Below are 17,865 nucleotides of genomic sequence, written 5' to 3' on the forward strand. Positions count from 1 at the left end.
GGGCGCCGTCGTGTGGTGCGCGGGTGTCAGGAGGTGGGCCGGGAGCCGTGCGGCTCCGGGTCGAACGGCTCCAGGAACTCCAGCCGGTTGCCCACGGGGTCCTCGGAGTAGAAGCGGCGGTGGCCGGGCAGGTTCCCGTCCCACACGACCTCGGCGCCGCGCTCCTCGAGTCTCCTCGCGTAGGCCTCGATGCCGGTCACCCGGAGCCCGGGGTGGGCCTTGCGGGCGGGCCGGAAGCCCTCCTCGACGCCGAGGTGCAGCTGCACCGGTCCGGCGGCGAACCAGCAGCCCCCGCGCGCGGCGAGGACGGCCGGTTTGGAGATCTCGGTCATGCCGAGGACGTCTGTGTAGTACGCGCGGAGCCGGTCCTCCGACCCGGGCGGCGCGGCGAGTTGGACGTGGTCGACTGCGGTCAGCACGGTCAGGCCTCCTTGCGGGCGACGGCGAAGATCCGGCGGAAGGGGAACACGGTGCCGCGCGGTCCGGGCGGGTAGGCCTCGCGCAACCGGTCGCGGTATTCGGTCAGAAAGGCGTCCACGGCCTCCCGGTCGTCTCCCAGGGCGGTGAGGACCGGCCGCAGCGCGGTGCCCTTGACCCAGTCGAGCACCGGATCGGGACCGTGCAGCATCTGGTGGTAGGTGGTCTCCCATACGTCGACGGCGCAGCCGAGCTCGGTGAACCGGGCGAGGTATTCGGCGGGTTCGAGCAGGTGGACGTAGCGGGCGCCGTGTCCGGCGAGCCGGCCCCGCCAGCGCGGGGCGTCGCAGAGTTCGGCGAGCAGGGCGTGGCTGGGCGCGTTGAAGTTGCCGGGGATCTGGAAGGCGAAGGTGCCGCCGGCGCGCAGGCCGTTGATCCAGGCGCCGAAGGAGCCGGGGTGGCTGGGGACCCACTGGAGGGCGGCGTTGGAGACGATCAGGTCGTAGGGCTCCTCGGGCAGCCAGGTGGCGAGGTCTCCGTGGCGGAATTCGAGGCTGCCGCCGCCGGCGGTGGGGCCGGCGTACTCCTGGCCGGCGCGGTGGAGCATCTCGGGAGAAAGGTCGAAGCCCGTGATGCGGGCGTCGGGCCAGCGGCCGGCGAGCAGGGTGGTGACATTGCCGGGGCCGCAGCCGAGGTCGGCGATGCGGGCGGGCCGGGTGGGGAGTTCGGGTATGCGGGTCAGCAGGTCCAGGAAGGGGCGTGTGCGATGGCCGGCGTGCCGGAGGTACTGCTGGGGATCCCAGGTGGGTGCGGAGGGTGCGGTGGCCGTGGGGATCGCGGCCTGCGCGGTATCGGAATACATGTTCGAGCCTCCCTGCTGGCGGGGCGGTCGGAAGCGGAATCAGTTCCGGCCCCCTCCATGCCCCATGGTCGCCGCATTTATATCTCGATGTCAAGATACTTGATCACGAGATGCATGACATGAAGAGACTTCACATCGACAGACCCCTTACACTGATCGGCATGGAGGACGAGGTCGACCGACTTGTGGCCGCATGGCGGCGGGAGCGCCCTGACCTCGACGTGGAACCGCTCGAGGTGCTCAGCCGCGTCAGCAGGCTCGCCCGGCACCTCGACCGCGCCCGCCGGCTCGCCTTCTCCGAGCACGGCCTGGAGCCGTGGGAGTTCGACGTCCTCACCTCCCTGCGCCGCGCCGGCGCGCCGTACCAGCTCTCGCCCGGCCAGCTGCTGACCCAGACCCTGGTCACTTCAGGGACCATGACCAACCGGATCGACCGGCTCGCCAAGAAGGGGCTCGTCGAGCGGCTGCCCGACCCCAGCGACCGCCGGGGGGTCCTGGTGCGGCTGACCCCCGAGGGCCGCGACCGCGCGGACCAGGCACTCGCCGGGCTGCTGGCCCAGGAGCGGGCGATCCTGGCCCAGCTCTCGCGCATCCAGCGGGGCGATCTCGCGGCTCTGCTACGCCAGTTGACCGCTCCGTTCGACAACATCCCCGGCTAGGTCGGCCGGTCGCACGCCGGCCCGCCTGGCCAGCGCCACCGCCGCGAGCGTGGAGTGCACCCCGAGCTTGCCCAGGACGTTCTGCATGTGGGTGCGGACCGTGTGCGGGGACAGGAACAGCCGCGCCGCCACGTCCTTGCGGCCCAGCCCCGCCACCATGCAGCGCAGCACCTCGTGCTCGCGCGGGGTCAGCGACTCGACGAGCCGTTCGCTGTCCGTACGGTGCTTGCGCGCGGCGGTCAGTTCGCGGAGTACTCCCGTGAGCAGCGCGGGCGGAAGGTGCGTCTCCTCGCGCAGGACCCCGCGGATGACGGCCAGCAGCCGCGAGAGCGAGCAGTCCTTCGCCACCCAGCCGGAAGCCCCTGCCTGCAGGGCCATGGCGGCCCGCCGGGGGTCGTCCCGCTCGGCGAGGACCACGGTGCGCACCCCGGGGTGGGACACCCGCACGCCCGCCACCAGCGCGAGCCCGTCCTGTGCGGGGGGCGGCGGCCCGGACCCGGCCCCCGGCTCCCGCTGGCCGGGTACGGCCCCGGCGACGGTGCCGAGATCGGCGTCGACCAGCATGACGTCGAAGCGGCGGCCCTCGGCCGCCGCGCGTTCGAGGCAGCGCAGCGCGGCGGGGCCGCTGCCGGCCGCGGACACCTCCACGTCCGGCTCGGCCGCGAGCGCGGCGGCGAGCGACTCGGCGAAGATGCGGTGATCGTCGACCACGAGAACCCGGATACGAACCACAAAACCCCCAAGGGTCGGGGAACGGACGACGGCGGGTACGGCGCCCGGACCGGGTGATCCACAGCTGTCGCGGCCGCCGCCGTGACATCTCTGCACTACCCCGGAGCGGACGCCGTACCCGACTTGTCTCGACCCCTGAATCAACACCGGCCCCCACCGGTGTCACGCATCAGCGTAGGGCGCGGTACGGCTCGCGGTTGGCCGAATAGCAGAAGTTTTCCCGGGGATTTTCCGGCGCTGCCCTCCTGAACGGCCTTTGCGGTGGCTTGATTTCGCCTGCTCCGGAGGTCCGGATGGCGGCTTGTGGACCGGCGCGTGCCACGGGCAGTTGCACGGTGTGCATTTCACCCGGCGTGTGCACGCCGGGCGCCCGCGCACAGCGCCCGCCCACGGCGCACTGCGAACATGCGCACGCCCCCCGCACTGGCGCTCCCTTCGGACGCGGTCCGGGGGGAGGAAGGTGCGGGGGGCGTGCGGGAAGGGCGTGTTCGGGAAGGTCGGGCAGGTGCGGAAGGCTCAGGAGGTGTGCGTCCGCGCGAAGTTCCACGCGTCCGTGATGATGCCGGTGAGGTCCGAGCGGCTCGGCGTCCAGCCCAACCGCTCGTGGGCCGTCCTGGCCGAAGCGACCAGCGCGGCCGGGTCACCCGCCCGGCGCGGGGCCACCACCTCGGGGATCTCGCGCCCGGTCACCTTGCGGACGGTCTCGACGACCTCGCGGACCGAGAACCCGCTGCCGTTGCCCAGGTTGCAGATCAGGTGCTCCCCGGCGGCGGCCGCCTCCAGCGCGGCCAGGTGGGCCTCCGCCAGGTCCGCGACGTGGATGTAGTCGCGCACGCAGGTGCCGTCGGGGGTCGGGTAGTCCTCGCCGAACACCGAGATCGACTCGCGTTCGCCCAGCGCCACCTGGAGGACCAGCGGGATCAGGTGGGTCTCGGGGCTGTGCCGCTCGCCGAACTCGCCGTACGCGCCGGCCACGTTGAAGTAGCGCAGGGACACCGCGGCCAGGCCGTGCGCCACGCACTCGCCCGCGATCATGTGGTCCACCGCCAGCTTCGAGGCCCCGTACGGGTTGGTCGGGGCGGTCACCGAGGCCTCGGTGAGCAGGCCCTCCGTGGGCTCCCCGTAGGTGGCGGCGGTGGAGGAGAACACCAGCTTGCCCACGCCCGCCCCGCGCATGGCGGCCAGCAGGGCCAGGGTGCCGCCGACGTTGTTCTCCCAGTACTTGCCCGGGTTCACCACGGACTCGCCGACCTGCGAGGAGGCGGCGAAGTGCAGCACGGCGTCGTAGGAGGGGTCCAGGTAGCGGGCGGCGTCCTGGATCCGGCCCTCGATGAAGGCGGCGCCCGCCGGCACCCCCTCGCGGAAGCCGGTGCTGAGGTCGTCGAGGACGGTGACCTCGTGACCCGCCTCCAGGAGATGGGCCGCGACCACGCTGCCGACGTATCCGGCGCCGCCGGTCACCAGGTATTTGTGCATCGCCGTCTTGCTCACTCGCCTACTGCCTCTCGCGGGGGACACGCGCGGGGTGCGTGCGCGTGCCGGTTCGTGCCGTCAAACTACCGTCTGGCCCGACCCCGCCGGCGCCGCCCGGTCCAGCAGGCCGGTACGGGCGGCCAGCGCGGCCGCCTCCAGCCGCGAGCCCACGCCCAGCTTCATCAGCACCCGCTGCACGTGCGTACGGGCGGTGCTCGGTGCGATGGCCATGCCCGCCGCGATGAGCCGGGTGTCCTCGCCCTCGGCGACCCGGACCAGCACCTCCACCTCGCGCGGGGTGAGCAGCCTCAGCAGCCTGCTCCCCTCGTCGTCGGGCTGCGAGGCGGGGTTGAGCAGCTCCGCGAAGGCGCCCTGCAGCAGTTGCGGGGCGATCGCCACCTCGCCGGCCCGGGCCTTGGCCAGCGCGCGCTCCACGCCCTCGATGCGTTCGTCGTGGCGTACGTACCCCGAGGCGCCCGCGGCGAAGGCGGCCGCGATCCCGCGCGGGCTGGGCACCGGGCCGAGGACGACCACGGCGATCTGCGGGCGCTCCCGCTTGATCCGGACGACCGGTTCGAACACCCCGGGCTCGGCGGGGACGGCGGTGCCCATCAGGCAGACCTCCGGGGCGCGGCTGATGACCAGCTCGGCGGCTCCCGCAGCCGGTGCGGCGGCGGCGAGCACCCGGTGACCACGCAGTTTCAGGGCCGAGGCGAGCGCCTCGGCCAGCAGCCGGTGCTCGTCGACCACCACGACCCGTACGCCCATTGCGGCACCCACCCCCGACCCTTCTGACCCGGCAAGCTACACGCTTGTTCGACGGAGCGCGGGGGTTACCGCGCAGAAGCCCCCGGAAGGCGGACCTTGCGGGGGCTTCGTGGACGCGGGCCGGTCAGCTCGCGGTGAAGGAGGAGAAGATGTACTCGGGGTCGGACTTGTCGGAGTACGGCTTCTTGACCGTCACGCGTGCGAGGAACAGCTTGCCGTTGTGGTAGCGGTACTCGGAGTGGTCGGGCGAGTAGGCCGTCTCGATGCGCTGCTGCGTCTTGTCGGCCGGGTTCTCCATCAGGAGGGTTTCCTTCATCGTCTTGCCGTCGATGCTGACGATCTGGCCGCCCTTGTCGTACGGGGGCTCCTTGTAGGCGATGATGTTCGACCCGTCCATGCGCAGCGGGAACAGCTTGTACCGCTCGCCCGCGGGGGCGGCCTCGTTGGTCTGCTTGCCGGTCTCCAGGTCGAAGGAGAGCAGCTCGTTGGTCTTGGCGTAGGGGTCCTGGCCCTGGTGCTCGTACGAGGGCAGGTAGAGCTTGCCGTTGCCGACGACCATGCCGGTGCACCGCTCGACCTCGGTCTCGCACTCACCGCCGAAGTTGCCGGAGGACAGCGAGATGCGCGCCTTCAGCTGGCCCGCGCCGTCGATGACGAACAGGTCGCTGACCCCGCTGGCGTTCTTGGCGGTCTTGCCGACGTCGGCGGCGACGATCAGGGGCTTGGTGGAGACGATGCTGGCGTATTCGATGCCCGCGGAGAGCTTGTACGAGTACTGCGGTGCGCCGGTGGCGGGGTCGAGGACCTGCGCGAACAGGCTCGGGCTGGAGCTCTGGCCGCACTTGCGGATGACGGCGAGGGCCTCGCCGCCCGCGTAGCCGGCGTCGCGGCAGCCTTCGCCGTCGGTCTTGGGCAGCCACAGCGACTTGCCGTCGGCCAGGTTCCAGGCGGCGCCGCCGGAGGAGCCGCCCGCGGCGACCGTCTGCCCGCTGAGGGTGACCTCGTAGTAGGACACGGGCTTGTCGCCGCTGGTGGCGCTCTTGGCGTTGCCGGACCACAGGAGCTTGCCGGCTTCCAGGTCGATGACGCCGACCTCGGTGCACGGCGGGTACTTGGCCTCGGGCGTGGGCTTCGCGGGCCTGAACAGCACGGCCGACTTCTTGTCGGTGACGTGCGGGGTGGCGCCGCAGAGTTCACCCGGCAGGGGAACTTCCCACTTCTTGCCGCCGTCGACGACGTTGTAGCCGACGATCTTGTACACGTCGGACTTCACGTAGGTGGTGTCGGTCAGCCAGGAGCCGGGGACCTGGACCATCTCCTCCGGCGTCGGGCTCGGCTGGTTGAGCAGCACCTTCGACTTGGGGTTGGCGGGCACCTTCTCGGTGCCGCCCGCCCCGGGCTGGGACTTGTCGTCGCCCGGCTTGGCGGGGCCGCTGTGCGCGGAGTCGTTCGTGCCGTCGCCGTCACCCGAGACGTACCAGAACCCGCCGCCGACGATGAGGACGATGGCCAGCAGGGCCGCGCCGACGATCATCAGCTGGGTGCGCACGTCGTTGCCGCCGCCGCCCGTGCCGCCGGCCGCGGGCTGGGCGGTGTACATGGGCGTGGTGGGCGGCCCGAAGGGCGCCGGCGCACCGGGCTGCTGCGGGTAGCCGTAACCCGGGCCGGGCTGCTGCGGGTAGCCGTAGGCGGGCTGCGTGGGCGGCTGCTGCGGCGGCGCGGGGGGCACGGGCGGCTGCTGCGGCGGCCCGGGCGGGGGATCCTGGGGCGCTCCGAAGCCGCCGGACGGCGGCTGGCTGGGGGGCGGCGGGGTACTCATGGGTTGCTACTGCCTCTCGCTGGGCGGCTCGGTGGACGCGTTCACTTGCCGAAGACCATCAGGAGCTTCTCGTCCTTGCCCTGGGCGAGCAGACGGATGGTGGAGATGAAGAACCGCCCGTCCACGTAATCGATCTCCGGGGCGTAGAAGGTGCTCTCCACTTCCGAGGCCGGGCCGGACGGGTGGCGCAGCACCACGGTGGGCGTGCCTCCGCCGGCCGGGATCGTGAGGACCTCGCCGCCCATGTCGTACTCGGCCTTGCGGTAGGCGACCAGCTGGCCGTTCGCGGCCTTCATCGGCACGATGGTGCGCTTGTTGCCCGCGGGGACGCGCCACTTGGCCTTGCCGGTGGCGAGGTCGAAGGCGACGATCTCGTTGGCGGTGCCGATGTCGGTCGTGGTGGGCATGTAGAGGGTGCCCGCGTCGACGACGGCGGTGGCGCAGCCCTGCAGGGAGTCGTCGTGGTTCATCCCGCACTCCACCGCGAAGTTGCCCTCGCCGGTGACGGTGGCGCGCTGCTTGCCGTCGGGGCCGAGGACCACGATGGAGCGTTCCTTGGAGTTGCGGTTGCCGAGGTCGAGGACGATCGGGTCGAGCGAGAAGACCCGGTTGACCTTCCAGCCCTTGGGCAGCCGGTAGGACCAGGTGCTCTTGCCGGTGACCGGGTCGGCGTCCTGGACCTCGACGGTGCTGTCGGCGTCGTGGCAGGTGGCGATCCCGAGCATCTTGCCGCTGCCCGCGGGGTAGGCGCCGGGCATGCAGCCCTCGGTGGGGCTCGCGAACAGCTTGTCCCCCGTGCTGACCTTGAAGGCGGTGGCGCGGGTGAGGCGGCTGACGGTGAGCGTGTCCCCGGTGATGGCCAGGCTCGGGTCGACGAAGAGGTCGAACGCACCCTCCTTGGGCACCTCCTTCGACCAGCCCTCCTTGCCCGCCTTGAGGTCGATCAGCCGCATCTGGTTGCAGTTGGCCGTGTCCGACTCGCCGTCCCGGTACATGACGACGGTCTTGCCGTCGGCGGTGGTGTGGCGCGTGACGGCGCAGACCTGGGCGGGAAGGGCGAGCGTCCACTTCTGCTTGCCGTCGGCGACCGCGTAGCCGGTGACGGACTTGTCGACGGTCTTGACGACGGTGTCGCCCACGACCCACTGGCCGTCGGTGCTCACTCCGGCGCCGGGGCCGTCGATCTTGGCGGTCTTGAGCCAGAGGACCTTGTCCTCGCCCTGCTTGCGGCCGGAGTTGAGGTCGGCCTCGGAGCCGCCGTTGCCGCTGCCGTCCCCCTTGTCGACGGAAGGGGAGCCGGAGGGTTTGGCGTCGGGGGAGGCGGACTCCTGCGCGACGGGCTGCTTGGGGTCCTTGTCGTCGCCCCGGAAGAAGGCGAAGTACGCGCCGGTGCCCAGCACGAGGGCTCCGGCGACGGCCGCGGCGATGAGCACGGTCGTCTTCTTCTTCCCCGGCGCAGGCGTGCCGGGAGCGCCCATCGGCACCGTCGGCGCGCCCGGGGGCGGCGGCGGGTAGCCGTAACCGGGGGCGGCGGCCGGCTGCTGCGGGACGGTCGGCGGCTGCTGGGCGTACGGGTTCGCACCCTGCGGCGCCTGGCCGTAACCCGACTGCGGAGGGCCCGGCAGGTGCCCGTAACCGGAAGGTGTCGGCGGCTGGTTCGGCGGCTGGGGCGGCTCGGTCATCAGCGCGTACCTTCGTCGTCAGGGGTCGGGGAAGATGACCTTTCTATCACTGCCGCAGGCCGTACGCCGGGCCGGTCCGCCCCCTGTTCCCAAGGGCGGACCGGCCCGTGATGACGTCGTTATCCGGCCAGTTGGCCGCGCAGGCGGCCCGGGGGGCTACGCCTCCTCGGCCAGCTCCAGCCAGCGCATCTCCAAGTCGTCGCGCTCGGAAAGCAGTTCCCGCAGCTCGGCGTCGAGCTTGGCGACCTTGTCGTAGTCGGTGGAGTTCTCCGCGATCTGCGCGTGCAGGTTGCTCTCGCGGTCGGAGAGCTTGTTCAGCTGCCGCTCGATCTTCTGCAGCTCCTTCTTCGCGGCGCGCGAGTCCCCGGAGGAGGTGGACTTCGCCGCGGCCGCGGCGGCGGCCGGGGCGGGCGCCGGCGCGGCCGCCTCGATCATCCGCTGACGGCGCTCCAGGTACTCGTCCAGGCCGCGCGGCAGCATCCGCAGGCTCGCGTCGCCGAGCAGTGCCATGACGGTGTCGGTGGTGCGCTCGATGAAGAACCGGTCGTGGGAGATCACGATCATCGAGCCCGGCCAGCCGTCGAGGAGGTCCTCGAGCTGGGTAAGGGTCTCGATGTCGAGGTCGTTGGTGGGCTCGTCGAGGAACAGGACGTTGGGCTCGTCCATCAGCAGGCGCAGGATCTGCAGCCGGCGCCGCTCGCCGCCGGAGAGGTCGCCGACCGGCGTCCACTGCTTCTCCTTGGTGAAGCCGAACTGCTCGCACAGCTGGCCCGCCGTCATCTCGCGGCCCTTGCCGAGGTCGACGCGGTCGCGGACGCGCTGGACGGCCTCCAGGACGCGCAGGGACGGGTCGAGTTCGCCGACCTCCTGGGAGAGGTAGGCCAGCTTGACGGTCTTGCCGACGCTGACCTTGCCCGCGGCGGGCTGGGCCTCGCCCTGGGTGCGGGCGGCCTCGGCGAGCGCGCGCAGCAGGGAGGTCTTGCCGGCGCCGTTGACGCCGACGAGGCCGATCCGGTCGCCGGGGCCCAGGTGCCAGGTGAGGTGCTTGAGGAGGGTCTTGGGGCCGGCCTGGACGGTCACGTCCTCCAGCTCGAACACGGTCTTGCCGAGGCGGGCGTTGGCGAAGCGCATCAGCTCGGAGCGGTCGCGCGGCGGCGGCACGTCGGCGATCAGCTCGTTGGCGGCCTCGATGCGGTAGCGGGGCTTGGAGGTGCGGGCGGGGGCGCCGCGGCGCAGCCAGGCCAGCTCCTTGCGCATCAGGTTCTGCCGCTTCTGCTCCTCGGTGGCGGCGATGCGTTCGCGCTCGGCGCGGGCGAAGACGTAGTCGCTGTAGCCGCCTTCGTACTCGTGCACCTCACCGCGCTGCACGTCCCACATGCGGGTGCAGACCTGGTCGAGGAACCAGCGGTCGTGGGTGACGCAGACCAGGGCGGAGCGGCGCTCCTGGAGGTGGCGGGCCAGCCAGGAGATGCCCTCGACGTCGAGGTGGTTGGTGGGCTCGTCGAGGACCAGGAGGTCCTGGTCGGCGATGAGCAGCTTGGCGAGCGCGATGCGGCGGCGCTCGCCGCCGGAGAGGGGGCCGATGACGGTGTCGAGGCCCTGCCCGAAGCCGGGCAGGTCCAGCCCGCCGAACAGACCGGTCAGCACGTCGCGGATCTTGGCGTTGCCGGCCCACTCGTGGTCGGCCATGTCCCGGATGATCTCGTGGCGGATGGTGGCCGCGGGGTCCAGGGAGTCGTGCTGGGTGAGGACGCCCATGCGCAGGCCGCCGGACTGGGTGACCCGGCCGGAGTCGGGTTCCTCCAGCTTGGCGAGCATCCGGATGAGGGTGGTCTTCCCGTCGCCGTTGCGGCCGACGACACCGATCCGGTCTCCCTCGGACACGCCGAGGGAGATGCCGTCGAGCAGGGTACGGGTGCCGTACACCTTGCTGACTGCCTCGACATTGACCAGATTGACGGCCATCAGACGCGCTCCAGGGAAAGGGTGGGGATCAGCCCCTCAGCCTAACCCTCCGGGCCGGGGCGGACCGTTCCACCAGGAGCCAGCCGCCCAGGGCCATGCCGATCGCGGCCGGTGCGGTGACCGGAAGGGCGATCAGGGTGGCGCTGTGCCCCTCGAGCAGGCCCCCGAGACCGGTCATCGACAGGCCGAGGATGCCGAGCAGGCACAGGGTGGTGCCGAGGGCGGCGCGGGGTCCGCTGCCCGGGGCCGCGGTCGGGGCGGAGCCCGGGGCCGCGGTGGGGGCGGGGCCGGGGGCCTCGAAGCGCCGGAAGAGGGCCACCAGGACGCCGGTCAGCGCGGCCGCCAGCAGGATCCGTACGGGAACCTGCGCCCACCAGGCGCCGGTCGCGGGCTCGGGCAGGGGCACGCCCAGGGCAAGCTGGGCCCCGTACACGCCGAGCATCGCCGTGAGGTGCCAGAGGAAGGCGGTCATGGCGATCCCGTTGGCGGCGACCACCCCCCGCCAGACGCGGGGGCGGGCGAGCCATGCGGTGGCGGGCCGGGCCGGCAGCTGGACGGCGCCGACGAGCCACAGGCCGTGCGCGAGCAGCGCGAGGGTCGGCGGGGCCATGTTGGACACCTTCTCGCCCGGCATCCCGACCATGGACAGCGGGTACGGGCCGTACGCGACGAGCAGGACCGCTCCGGCGAGCCCGGCTGCGGCCGCCGCGGCCGCAGCCGCGGGCCGGCGGAGGCGGCCGTCGGCGCGCAGGAAGCCCAGCTGGTGGACGGCGAGCCAGACGAAGGCGAAGTTGAGGAACTCCACGTACGGGACCCCGAAGGCGAAGCGCAGCAGGTCGACGGCGGCCGCGGCGGACGCCAGCCCTGCGAAGGCGGCCCACCCCCAGCGCTCGTGCAGCCTCAGCAGCGGCGGCGTGAGGGCGACCATGGCGAGGTAGATCCCGATGAACCAGAGCGGCTGGGTGACCAGCCGCAGCGCGGCCCCGCTCAGCCCGCCCTCGCCCCGCCCGGCGATCTGCACGGCGAGCGCGGCCACGGCCCAGACCAGGACGAAGACGAGGGTGGGCCGCAGCAGCCGGCGCAGCCGGGCCCGCAGGAAGGCGGCGTAGACGGGCCGGTCGCTGCGGCGGGCGAGGGAGCGGTAGGACAGGGCGTGCGAGAACCCGCCGACGAAGAAGAAGACGGGCATGACCTGGAGCCCCCAAGTGAGCACCTGGAGCCCGGGCAGGATCGCGAGCAGGTTCCCGATGCCGTCGCTGCCGACGGCGGCCATCAGCCAGTGCCCCAGCACGACGGTCCCGAGCGAGGCGACCCTCAACAGGTCGACGTAACGGTCCCGCGTGGCGGGGGTGGCGAGGGCGAGTTCGCAGGCAGTGCTTCGCATGGGCCTACGCTCCCCCGGCATGCCGGGTCCTCGGCAGAGCGCCGGTACTCAGCTCCGGCCTGAGTACGACGTCCCCTGGTCGATCCACCCGGCCCGGCCCCAGCCCGGCCCGCGGGGCCGGGGGGTCAGGGCCAGGGGTCAGGGGGTCAGGTGACCACCGTCGCTCCCGGGGCCGGGCTCGAGGCCACGCGGGTGGTGCGGCACGTGCCCGACGCCTCGAGGCCCGCGGCGACCTTCGCGGCGGCCTCCGCGTCCCGGACGAGGAAGGCCGTCGTCGGGCCGGAGCCCGAGACCAGCGCGGCCAGCGCCCCGGCCCCGGTGCCCGCTGCCAGCGTCCGCGCCAGCTGCGGGCGCAGCGACAGCGCGGCCGCCTGGAGGTCGTTCGCCAGCACCGGCGCCAGCAGGTCCGCATCCCCCGAGGCCAGGGCCGCCAGCAGGGCCGGCGAGGCCACCGGCTCCGGGACCGGCGTCCCGGCGGTGAGCCGGTCGAACTCGCGGAACACCGCCGGGGTCGACAGGCCGCCGTCGGCCACCGCGAACACCCAGTGGAACGCACCCGCGTCCACCGGGGTCAGCAGCTCGCCCCGCCCCGTCCCGAGCGCCGCCCCGCCGACCAGGCTGAACGGCACGTCGCTGCCCAGCTCCGCGCAGATGTCGAGCAGTTCGGCGCGCGGCGTGCCCAGGCCCCACAGGGTGTCGCAGGCCAGCAGGGCAGCCGCCCCGTCCGCGCTGCCGCCCGCCATGCCGCCCGCGACCGGGATGTTCTTCGCGATGTGGAGGCGGACCGACGGGGCGATCCCGGCCCGCGCCGCCAGGACCTCGGCGGCGCGCGCCGCCAGGTTGGTGCGGTCCAGGGGGACCTGGTCGGCGTCCGGGCCCGCGCAGGTCACGGTCAGCTCGTCGGCCGCGGTCGCCGTGACCTCGTCGAACAACGAGACGGCGAGGAAGACGTTGGCGAGGTCGTGGAAGCCGTCGGGGCGGGCCGCGCCCACCGCGAGCTGGACGTTGACCTTCGCGGGGACGCGTACGGTCACGCTCGTACGGGTCACAGGGCCGGCCTCTGCGCCTCGGGCTTGTGCTCGGCGATCGCGGCGAACTCCTCCACCGTCAGCGACTCTCCGCGCGCCTGCGGGGAGACCCCGGCGGCGACCAGCGCCGCCTCGGCTCCCGCCGCCGACCCGGCCCAGCCGGCCAGCGCCGCGCGCAGCGTCTTGCGGCGCTGCGCGAAGGCGGCGTCCACGACCGCGAAGACCTCCGCCTTCGAGGCGGTGGTCTTGATCGGCTCCGCGCGCCGCACCAGCGAGACCAGCCCGGAGTCGACGTTCGGCGCGGGCCAGAACACCTTGCGGCCGATGGCCCCGGCGCGCTTGACGTGCGCGTACCAGTTGGCCTTGACCGAGGGCACCCCGTAGACCTTGTTGCCCGGCTCGGCGGCGAGCCGGTCGGCGACCTCCGACTGCACCATCACCAGGGTCCGCTCGATGGTCGGGAACCGGTCGAGCATGGTCAGCAGGACGGGCACGGCCACGTTGTAGGGCAGGTTCGCCACGAGCGCGGTCGGCGCCGGGCCGGGCAGCTCGGTGACCAGCATCGCGTCGGAGTGGACGAGCGCGAAGCGGTCCTTGCGCCCGGGCATCCGGGCCTCGATGGTGGCGGGCAGCGCCGCCGCGAGGATGTCGTCGATCTCGACGGCGGTGACCCGGTCGGCGGCCTCCAGCAGCGCGAGCGTCAGCGAGCCCAGGCCGGGGCCGACCTCGACGACCACGTCGTCCGGCCGCACCTCGGCGGTGCGCACGATCCGGCGCACCGTGTTGGCGTCGATGACGAAGTTCTGGCCCTTCTGCTTGGTCGGGCGCACACCGAGCGCGGCGGCCAGTTCCCGGATGTCGGCCGGCCCCAGGAGGGCGTCGGAAGGGGTCTCGTTGGGCTGCTGCTCTGCGGTGCTCACCCGCTAAGCCTACGGCCGCAGTGCGGCCACGGACTCGCCCCCCGCTGCACGTAGAGCTTCTTCGCCCGGTAGGTCTGCTCCGAGGCCGGGGCGTCCTGCGGACGGCCGCTGCCGCCGAGGCCCTGCCAGGTCCGTACGTCGAACTGGTAGAGGCCGCCGTAGGTCCCCGAGGGGTCGGTGGCCGAGGGGCGGCCGCCCGATTCGCACTGGGCGAGGGCCCCCCAGTTGAGGCCGTCGGCGCCGGAGACGGAGGTCGGCAGCGGCTTCGTGCCGACCTTGACGAGTTGGGTGACGGGCTCGCGGACGGTCTCCTCCGCGATGGGGCGGGGCTTTTGGCGCACACCGTTGACGGTGCGCAGGCTGTAGGTGACCCGGCGGGCCCCGGGCCGGCCGGCCCGCTCGACGACCTCGGTGCCGGCGAAGAGGGTGGCGTCCTTGACCCTCTCCGTCTCGTACGGGATGCGCTCCTCGCGGACTTCGCGGGTGCCGGTGATGCGCAGCACGGTGATGGTCTGGCCGTCGCGCGGGAAGGCGGTGGGGGCCACGGAGGTCGCGTCCTGGCCGTGCAGGGTGATGCCGGCCTGGTCCAGGGCCTCCTGCACGGTCGCCGCGTTGGTGCGGATGGTGCGTTCGCGGCCGTCGGCCATGAAGGTGACGCTGCGTTCGGTGCGGACGCTGAGGGCCAGCCCGCTGCGCGGGACGGGGGCGGTGCGGGGCGCGGAGAGGTAGGCGCCCTCGGCGCGGATGCCGAACTGGCGCAGCGCCCCCTCGACGGTGCGGGCGGTGGTCCACACCTGGCGCTGCTGTCCGTCGAGGGTCAGGCGCAGGGGGCGGCCGTAGCGGACGACGACCTGTTCTCCGTCGTCGAGGGGTGCGCCGGGGGCGGGGGCGACGAGGTCGTGGGGTCCGACGTCGAGGCCTTCGGAGGCCAGCAGTTCGTCGACGTCGTCGGCGAAGGTGTGCAGGGTGCGCGGGACCCCGTCGACGGTGAGGCGCACCGCCTTGTCGGCGGCGACGAAGGCGGTGGTGCCGCCGGCGAGGAAGGCGACGACCAGGGCCTGCGGCACCATCCGCCGCCAGGCGCCCGGCGGCGGCTCGGCGGGGGCGGCGCGGCGGCGCCTGCCGGTACCGGGCGCGGACGCGGGGGAGGCGGGCCCCGGCGCGAATGCGGGCGCGGCCGCCGGTTCGGGCAGCAGGGCGACCGGGGCCGGAGCGGGGGCCCGGCGGCGCCCCGACCCGGCCGCGACGGCTGCGGCCGCCCCGCCGCCCGGACCGTACCCGGGGGCCGTGGCGGCCACGGCGGGCACCGTCGGCGCCTCGGGGTCGGGACGCCCGGCCGCCCGGCCGCCCTGGCGGGCGCGGCGGCGACCGGCCCGCCGCGGGCCCGGGACGCCGGGATCCGGCGGCCCCGGATCCTCGTACGCCCCTGGACCCTCGTACGCCCCCGGATCCCCGTACGCCCCCGGAACGGGACCGCCACGGCGGTGACTGCCCTGCGTATCGCTCACGACGCTCGCTCCACTGCTGTTGCGGCACCCGGTGGTTCGGGCACGGCACCATAGCGGAGGAGTCGTCACGCACCAAAGTCGTCCCGTCACACAGCGTGTCGTACGGCGGGCGTGCTCAAGGGTGCTCGGTACGTGCTCAGTACCCGAAGGCGCGCGCCGTGTTGGCGGCCAGCGCGGTGGCCATCGCGTCCTCGTCGATGCCGCGGACCGCGGCCATCGCCCGTACCGTCAGCGGAATGAGGTACGGGGCGTTGGGCCGTCCGCGGTACGGCGCCGGGGTGAGGTACGGGGCGTCGGTCTCGACGAGCACCAGCTCCAGCGGGGCCACGGCCAGGGCCTCGCGCAGCGGGGCCGCGTTCTTGAAGGTGACCGTTCCGGCGAAGGACATGTAGTACCCGGCGGCGGCGCACTCCCGCGCCATGTCGGCGTCCCCGGAGTAGCAGTGGAAGACGGTGCGCTCGGGCGCGCCTTCCTCGCGCAGCACGCGCAGTACGTCCGCGTGGGCGTCGCGGTCGTGGATCACGAGGGCCTTGCCCCGGCGCTTGGCGATCTCGATGTGGGCGCGGAAAGAACGCTCCTGCGCGGCCATGCCCTCCGGTCCGGTGCGGAAGTGGTCCAGGCCGGTCTCGCCGACCGCCTTGACGTGGTCCAGCGCGGCCAGGGCTTCGATCTCGGCGAGCGCCTCGTCGAGCGCGGCCTCTCCGCCGCCGGTGCGGGCACCTTGGCGGGACCATCCGTCGGGGTCGCCGTGCACGATCCGGGGGGCCTCGTTCGGGTGCAGGGCCACGGCCGCGTGGACGTTGTCGTACGCGGCGGCCGTCTCGGCGGCCCAGCGGGAGCCCTTCACGTCGCAGCCGACCTGGACGACCGTGGTCACACCCACCGAGGCGGCCTTGGCGAGGCCCTCCTCGACGGTGCCGGACTGCATGTCCAGGTGGGTGTGCGAATCCGCCACCGCCACCCGGAGGGGTTCGGGCAGCGGTGGCGGTGCGTCCTTGGAGGCCCGGGAGGCGGAGGCCGGCGAAGTGCTCATACGGCCGATCTTATGACCGGCGGAAGATCCCCAGCAGACGGGAGAGCAGGCCCGGGTTCTTCTCCGCCTCGTCGATGGCGACGGGCCCGGGGGCGTCGTGCGTACGGGGCGCCTTGTGCCGCTTGGGGGGCCGCGGGACGTTCGCACCCGCCGGGACGGGGCCGGCGATCCCGGGGGCGATCCGGTGGTGGTAGAGCTGGTCGAGCATGCCGAGCACCGAGGAGACCTGTCCGGCGCGCATGATGCGGACCACGTGTCCGCCGCAGTTGTGACAGGTCGGGTTGGACAGCGGGGAGGGCACGCGCTCGCCTTCGGCCTTGTACATGATGAACGGATCGCCCTTGGCGTCCACGTGGTGCTCTATGTCGTAGGCCTGCTCCCACCCGTACCCGCACCTCATGCACGCGAAGGAGTACGCCTCGCGCACGGTCTGCACGGCGGCGCCGACGGATGTGCCGGGGGCGGACGGCGCCGTCACCGGTACCGGGGTTTCAGCGATCTCACTCATGCCAGCTCCTCTTGTTCCACTGGTGCCCTTGCCAGTGGACGCCTCTTCGGGCGGGAGCGCATCAGGCCCTGTCCAGTGTTGGACGGTCTTTGGGCGACTCATGCCCAAAGACCCCGGTGCGCGGTCTGAGCTTTGCTTTTCAGGTTAGCTCTTTACCGTCTTACGGCACCTTTTGTGCCGCATTCTTTGCCGCGACGACCGCGTCGAACACGTCGCGCTTGGGTACCCCCGCCTCGGCTGCGACCGCCGCGATGGCCTCCTTGCGCCGCTCTCCCGCCTCCTCGCGCACCCGCACCCTGCGCACCAGCTCCTCGTCGTCCACGTCGCCGGGGGCCGCCGCCGGGGCGCCCTCCACGACGATCGTGATCTCCCCGCGGACGCCCTCGGCGGCCCAGGCGGCCAGCTCGCCGAGCCCGCCGCGCTTGACCTCCTCGTACGTCTTGGTCAGCTCGCGGCACACGGCGGCGCGGCGCTCGGCGCCGAACACCTCGGCCATGGCGGCCAGGGTGTCGTCGAGCCGGTGCGGGGCCTCGAAGTAGACGAGCGTGCGCCGCTCGGCCTCCACCTCACGGAGCCGGCCGAGCCGTTCGCCCGCCTTGCGCGGCAGGAACCCCTCGAAGCAGAAGCGGTCCACCGGCAGTCCGGACATGGCCAGCGCGGTGAGCACCGCGGACGGCCCGGGGACGGCGGTGACCTTGACGTCCTTCTCGACGGCGGCGGCCACCAGCCGGTAGCCGGGGTCGGAGACCGAGGGCATGCCGGCGTCGGTGACCAGCAGGACCCGCTTGCCGTCCAGGAGGGCTTCGACCAGCTCGGGGGTGCGCGCGGACTCGTTGCCCTCGAAGTACGACAGGACGCGCCCGGTGGTGTGCACGCCCAGGCCCTGGGTCAGCCGGCGCAGCCGCCGGGTGTCCTCGGCGGCGATCACGTCGGCCCGCTCCAGCTCGGCTGCGAGTCGCGGCGGGGCGTCCGCGAGGTCGCCGATGGGGGTGCCGGCGAGTACGAGGACTCCTGCCGGAGGGGTGGGCCCGGTCGTGCGGGGCTGGTCGGTCGTCACCCGTCCATCCTCTCAGTCCCGCGCCCCCGGCCTCCCCGGTGCTGGGGTTC

Annotated in this window: 16 protein-coding genes; 1 reads left to right on the plus strand and 15 read right to left on the minus strand. The window is 73.2% G+C overall.

Features of this window, described 5'->3' with window-relative positions; all coding sequences use genetic code 11:
* Nucleotides 1–26: 26 nt before the first annotated feature.
* Together AB0D44_RS18415 and AB0D44_RS18420 are read right to left on the minus strand one after the other, a co-directional pair.
* Nucleotides 27–419, minus strand: a complete 393-nt coding sequence (locus AB0D44_RS18415; protein WP_362591644.1) for a VOC family protein — start codon at nucleotides 417–419, stop codon at nucleotides 27–29.
* Nucleotides 420–421: 2 nt separating this feature from the next.
* Entirely contained in the window at nucleotides 422–1,279 is an 858-nt protein-coding gene (locus AB0D44_RS18420; protein ID WP_362591647.1) for a trans-aconitate 2-methyltransferase, read from the minus strand.
* 161 nt (nucleotides 1,280–1,440) lie between these two features.
* On the opposite strand from AB0D44_RS18420, the gene AB0D44_RS18425 reads away from it, so the two are divergent.
* A complete protein-coding gene (locus AB0D44_RS18425; RefSeq protein WP_362591802.1) occupies nucleotides 1,441–1,938 on the plus strand; it encodes a MarR family transcriptional regulator in 498 nt (165 codons plus the stop codon).
* On the opposite strand, the gene AB0D44_RS18430 is transcribed toward AB0D44_RS18425, so the two are convergent.
* The 13 genes from AB0D44_RS18430 to rsmI form a co-directional block, all read right to left on the minus strand.
* A complete protein-coding gene (locus tag AB0D44_RS18430) occupies nucleotides 1,897–2,670 on the minus strand; it encodes a response regulator transcription factor (RefSeq protein ID WP_362591650.1) in 774 nt (257 codons plus the stop codon). The two genes, AB0D44_RS18425 and AB0D44_RS18430, sit on opposite strands and share 42 nt — an antisense overlap.
* A 516-nt stretch (nucleotides 2,671–3,186) precedes the next feature.
* A complete protein-coding gene (galE, locus tag AB0D44_RS18435) occupies nucleotides 3,187–4,146 on the minus strand; it encodes a UDP-glucose 4-epimerase GalE (protein WP_362591804.1) in 960 nt (319 codons plus the stop codon).
* A 75-nt stretch (nucleotides 4,147–4,221) separates the two neighbouring features.
* Complete coding sequence (locus AB0D44_RS18440) at nucleotides 4,222–4,911, minus strand: LuxR C-terminal-related transcriptional regulator (RefSeq protein WP_362591807.1); 690 nt, start codon at nucleotides 4,909–4,911, stop codon at nucleotides 4,222–4,224.
* A gap of 124 nt (nucleotides 4,912–5,035) precedes the next feature.
* Nucleotides 5,036–6,730, minus strand: coding sequence for a PQQ-binding-like beta-propeller repeat protein (locus AB0D44_RS18445; RefSeq protein ID WP_362591653.1), 1,695 nt, complete (start codon nucleotides 6,728–6,730; stop codon nucleotides 5,036–5,038).
* A gap of 41 nt (nucleotides 6,731–6,771) precedes the next feature.
* On the minus strand, nucleotides 6,772–8,412 hold the full coding sequence (locus AB0D44_RS18450; protein WP_362591655.1) for a PQQ-binding-like beta-propeller repeat protein: 1,641 nt from the start codon (nucleotides 8,410–8,412) through the stop codon (nucleotides 6,772–6,774).
* Nucleotides 8,413–8,568: 156 nt separating this feature from the next.
* Nucleotides 8,569–10,377 carry an ABC-F family ATP-binding cassette domain-containing protein gene (locus AB0D44_RS18455; RefSeq protein ID WP_362591658.1) on the minus strand — a complete coding sequence of 603 codons (1,809 nt, stop codon included), beginning with the start codon at nucleotides 10,375–10,377 and terminating at the stop codon, nucleotides 8,569–8,571.
* Between the two features lie 28 nt (nucleotides 10,378–10,405).
* On the minus strand, nucleotides 10,406–11,761 hold the full coding sequence (locus AB0D44_RS18460) for an acyltransferase (RefSeq protein ID WP_362591661.1): 1,356 nt from the start codon (nucleotides 11,759–11,761) through the stop codon (nucleotides 10,406–10,408).
* A gap of 146 nt (nucleotides 11,762–11,907) precedes the next feature.
* Nucleotides 11,908–12,810 carry a 4-(cytidine 5'-diphospho)-2-C-methyl-D-erythritol kinase gene (locus AB0D44_RS18465; protein ID WP_362591664.1) on the minus strand — a complete coding sequence of 301 codons (903 nt, stop codon included), beginning with the start codon at nucleotides 12,808–12,810 and terminating at the stop codon, nucleotides 11,908–11,910.
* Nucleotides 12,807–13,709: a 16S rRNA (adenine(1518)-N(6)/adenine(1519)-N(6))-dimethyltransferase RsmA gene (gene rsmA / locus AB0D44_RS18470; protein ID WP_362591667.1), complete on the minus strand. Its 903-nt coding sequence runs from the start codon at nucleotides 13,707–13,709 to the stop codon at nucleotides 12,807–12,809. Before rsmA ends, AB0D44_RS18465 begins: the two co-directional genes overlap by 4 nt.
* A complete protein-coding gene (locus AB0D44_RS18475) occupies nucleotides 13,706–15,217 on the minus strand; it encodes a ubiquitin-like domain-containing protein (protein ID WP_362591670.1) in 1,512 nt (503 codons plus the stop codon). Before AB0D44_RS18475 ends, rsmA begins: the two co-directional genes overlap by 4 nt.
* Nucleotides 15,218–15,353: 136 nt before the next feature.
* Nucleotides 15,354–16,250: a TatD family hydrolase gene (locus AB0D44_RS18480; protein WP_362591673.1), complete on the minus strand. Its 897-nt coding sequence runs from the start codon at nucleotides 16,248–16,250 to the stop codon at nucleotides 15,354–15,356.
* A 10-nt stretch (nucleotides 16,251–16,260) separates the two neighbouring features.
* A complete protein-coding gene (locus tag AB0D44_RS18485; protein ID WP_362591809.1) occupies nucleotides 16,261–16,650 on the minus strand; it encodes a hypothetical protein in 390 nt (129 codons plus the stop codon).
* Between the two features lie 268 nt (nucleotides 16,651–16,918).
* Complete coding sequence (rsmI, locus tag AB0D44_RS18490) at nucleotides 16,919–17,815, minus strand: 16S rRNA (cytidine(1402)-2'-O)-methyltransferase (protein WP_362591676.1); 897 nt, start codon at nucleotides 17,813–17,815, stop codon at nucleotides 16,919–16,921.
* Nucleotides 17,816–17,865 lie beyond the last annotated feature (50 nt).

Origin of the sequence: Streptomyces sp. NPDC048349 (genome assembly GCF_040651925.1) — a bacterium.
Classification (GTDB): domain Bacteria; phylum Actinomycetota; class Actinomycetes; order Streptomycetales; family Streptomycetaceae; genus Streptomyces.

Bases quoted from the DNA above. Each gene is read 5' to 3' on its own strand.
- AB0D44_RS18425 (WP_362591802.1), top strand. From the start codon at position 1,441: ATGGAGGACGAGGTCGACCGACTTGTGGCCGCATGGCGGCGGGAGCGC.
- AB0D44_RS18440 (WP_362591807.1), bottom strand. From the start codon at position 4,911: ATGGGCGTACGGGTCGTGGTGGTCGACGAGCACCGGCTGCTGGCCGAG.
- AB0D44_RS18460 (WP_362591661.1), bottom strand. From the start codon at position 11,761: ATGCGAAGCACTGCCTGCGAACTCGCCCTCGCCACCCCCGCCACGCGG.
- galE (WP_362591804.1), bottom strand. From the start codon at position 4,146: ATGCACAAATACCTGGTGACCGGCGGCGCCGGATACGTCGGCAGCGTG.
- AB0D44_RS18420 (WP_362591647.1), bottom strand. From the start codon at position 1,279: ATGTATTCCGATACCGCGCAGGCCGCGATCCCCACGGCCACCGCACCC.
- AB0D44_RS18450 (WP_362591655.1), bottom strand. From the start codon at position 8,412: ATGACCGAGCCGCCCCAGCCGCCGAACCAGCCGCCGACACCTTCCGGT.
- AB0D44_RS18485 (WP_362591809.1), bottom strand. From the start codon at position 16,650: ATGAGGTGCGGGTACGGGTGGGAGCAGGCCTACGACATAGAGCACCAC.
- AB0D44_RS18455 (WP_362591658.1), bottom strand. From the start codon at position 10,377: ATGGCCGTCAATCTGGTCAATGTCGAGGCAGTCAGCAAGGTGTACGGC.
- AB0D44_RS18445 (WP_362591653.1), bottom strand. From the start codon at position 6,730: ATGAGTACCCCGCCGCCCCCCAGCCAGCCGCCGTCCGGCGGCTTCGGA.
- AB0D44_RS18480 (WP_362591673.1), bottom strand. From the start codon at position 16,250: ATGAGCACTTCGCCGGCCTCCGCCTCCCGGGCCTCCAAGGACGCACCG.